Annotated in this window: 2 protein-coding genes and 1 pseudogene; 1 reads left to right on the top strand and 2 read right to left on the bottom strand. The window is 62.7% G+C overall.

Translation table 11 applies throughout. The features are described from left to right. Positions 1-251, bottom strand: a pseudogene (locus tag EOA29_RS31595) (D-xylose ABC transporter substrate-binding protein); the annotation flags it as partial. A gap of 360 nt (positions 252-611) precedes the next feature. Between EOA29_RS31595 and EOA29_RS31590 the strand changes: the two are divergent. Beyond that, positions 612-1856 carry an ROK family transcriptional regulator gene (locus tag EOA29_RS31590; RefSeq protein WP_126091561.1) on the top strand — a complete coding sequence of 415 codons (1245 nt, stop codon included), beginning with the start codon at positions 612-614 and terminating at the stop codon, positions 1854-1856. A gap of 216 nt (positions 1857-2072) precedes the next feature. On the opposite strand, the gene EOA29_RS31585 is transcribed toward EOA29_RS31590, so the two are convergent. Continuing rightward, a partial coding sequence (locus tag EOA29_RS31585; protein WP_210213190.1) for a tetratricopeptide repeat protein occupies positions 2073-2832 on the bottom strand: 760 nt, incomplete at its 5' end.

The following is a 2832-nucleotide window of genomic DNA, read 5'->3' as shown; positions in this document are numbered from 1 at the left end:
TTGGCACCCTGCGAGATCAGGCTTTCGACGTCGGTGAGCTGCTTGCCCGGATTGGACTGCGCGTCGGCGGAGATATATTTGTCGCCGGCCGCCTCGATGGCCGCCTTCATCGCCGCTTCGTCGGTCTTCCAGCGTTCTTCCTGGAAATTCGACCACGAAACGCCGATCACCTTGTCCTTCGCCTCTGCGGCCGACGCCAGCGTCAGCGACATGGCGACACCCGCCAGCATGGCGGCTGCGAATCTCTTCATGATTTCCTCCCTGCGCCCTTGCGGCGCGACCCAGACTGGCCCGAAGGCCGGCACTGAGGCTCTTTTTTTCGAGCCTCGAAAAAATAGTGGTCCAACGCCGAAGCGCTGTCAACAGCGATTCTGATGGTTTTTGACGTGTCGTGAACTTTTTTTCGAGACCCGCAATAAATAATGACAGCCTCCGCCGCTTCTGCCACTATCCCGGAACAGTTTCGGAAGAAGAGCAGAACCGCTTCCACCGGACTGAACAACAAATCCAGGGCGGTTCGGTGGCTGTATCAAGGAACTGAACCGGTCTGGCGCGTCGCCGACGGCCCATGCATTGTCAAGAGGCCGCGCTGACCGGGGAGGAAGGAAAGAATGTCGGTCGGAATCCGCCACGACGACCTGCGCCGGCGCAACCGCGCCATGGTGCTCTCGGCGGTGCGCCGGGCCGGCCAGCCGTCGCGAACCGAGATCGCCGCGACGACCGGGCTCAGCCACTCGACGATTTCGGCAATCTCCTCGGACCTGATCCAGGAAGGCATCCTGACCGAGGGCAAGCCGAGCGAGACCGCGTCATTGAAGCGTGGACGGCCGCAGGTCGGCCTCGCCCTCAATCCCGAAGCGGCCGCCGTGGTGACGGTGGTGCTGTCGCTGAATTTCCTCTCCGTCGCCGTCATCGACTATGCCGGTCAGGTCATTGCCGAGGAACAGCGGCGCCTCGACACGCTGACCATGCCGCGCGACGAGCTGATCGGCGAATGCATGGCGATCGTCAGGCGCCGCCTGGAGGACCCCGACCTCGATGTCGGCAGCGTTGCGCGCATCGCCATGGGCATTCAGGGCATCACCGATTCCCATGCCCGCGCCATGCTGTGGTCGCCGATCACGCCACTGACCGACATTCCTTTCGCCGACATCCTGGAGCATGAATTCGGCATTCCGGCCACCATGGAGAACGACTGCAACATGATGGCGGTGGCGCTGCAGTGGCGCGACCCCGACCGCTACCACGACAATTTCATCGCCATCCTGCTCTCGCACGGCATCGGCATGGGTCTTGTGCTGAAGGGCGAGCTGTTCACCGGCACGCATTCTTCCGGAGGCGAGTTCGGCCACATGATTCACCGCCCGGGCGGCGCGCTCTGCCGTTGCGGACGCCGCGGCTGCGTCGAGGCCTATGCCGGCAACTACGCCATCTGGCGCAATGCCAAAGGGATGAGCGAGGACTCCGAGCCGGTCGATGTCAGCGATGCCGACATGCGGGCGCTTGCCGCCAAGGCGCGCGAGAAGGACGGCCCGGAACGCGAGGCCTATCGCAGGGCGGGCGAGGCGCTGGGCTTCGGCCTCGGCAACCTGTTCGCGCTGATCGACCCGGCGCCGGTCGCCGTGGTCGGCGTCAGCGCCGCGGCTTTCGACCTGATAGAGCCGGCGCTGCGCGAGGCCATTGCTCAGACCGCTGGCGGCCAGCACTCCAAATCGATCTCCTTCGACACCGAGCCGAACGAATTGCCGCTCATCCGCGAAGGCTGCGCCATGCGCGCGCTGACCTTCGTCGACCAGGAGATCTTTGCGCCGGGCGTGCAGGCGAGGTCCGGCGCAACCGGGAAAAACGTCGCCTGACGATGGGGTGAAACCAATCATCTCTAAGCGACCGAATTTCCGACCCAATTGGGAACGTTGGCCTCCGACCGCTGTGCGCCAGAAACGGTCATTCGCACGGGCACCTAAAGCATGTCTCCCGAAAGTGGTAACCGGTTTCGGGACAAAGACATGCGTAAAATCAAAAACCTAAAGCGTACGGAGCGAATCTGAATGATCGCGACGCGCTTTAGCGAGTCATTCGGGTAGACCCGCCATTAGATAGCCATCAACGAAATGCTGGCGATCCGCGTCGCGGCGGAACGGCTGCGTGCTCGCCCATTGCCGAGCGGAAAAATGCGGGTTGGCGGCGAGGAATTGTCGTGCTTCCTCCTTGGCCTCTTCGATCCGACCAAGCTGTGCAAGGGCGGCAGCCAAAATCCGCCGCGACCCTGTCCGGTAGGTTGTTTCATGCCGAAGGGTGTCGACCGCATCCTCGTAGCGGCGCGCAGCATATTCTACGTACCCGCGCAGCCAATAGCATCGTCCGGGTGGGTAAGGATCCAGCCGGAAGGCATTTTGAATGCACTCGATCCCCTCGACGGCGTTACCCAGATGCGCTTTCGATTCGCCCAGGAAGATCCAAGTGTCGGCGTGGTTGGGATCGATCCTCAACGCTGTCGCAAATTCCGCCGCTGCCTCATCCGCCCTAAAGTCGAATTGCAAAACATAACCCAGGATTGAATGCGCGCCTGCGTTCCCTGGATCGAGCGATACCGCCCGCTCGGCCTCAGCCCGCCCGAGTGAACGGTACTCCTCAGGCTCTCCCCAGAACATCCAACCAAGCAGGTGCGACATCGCGAGCCAGGCATGCGCCTCCGCGAAGCCTGGATCCAGCTGGATCGCTCTTTCGAGGAGCGGACGTGCGGTCTTGTTCGCCTCTTGCGACTGGGTCACCAGCGACCGCCCGCGCACCAGAAGCTCGTAAGCTTCGAAATTCGACGTCCTCTGCCGGGGC

Source organism: Mesorhizobium sp. M1E.F.Ca.ET.063.01.1.1 (assembly GCF_003998155.1).
In the GTDB taxonomy this organism is placed as follows: domain Bacteria; phylum Pseudomonadota; class Alphaproteobacteria; order Rhizobiales; family Rhizobiaceae; genus Mesorhizobium.
The sequence above is the reverse complement of the archived record's forward strand: the minus strand, read 5'-3'. Positions and strand labels throughout refer to the sequence as shown.

Bases quoted from the DNA above. Each gene is read 5' to 3' on its own strand.
- EOA29_RS31590 (WP_126091561.1), top strand. From the start codon at position 612: ATGTCGGTCGGAATCCGCCACGACGACCTGCGCCGGCGCAACCGCGCC.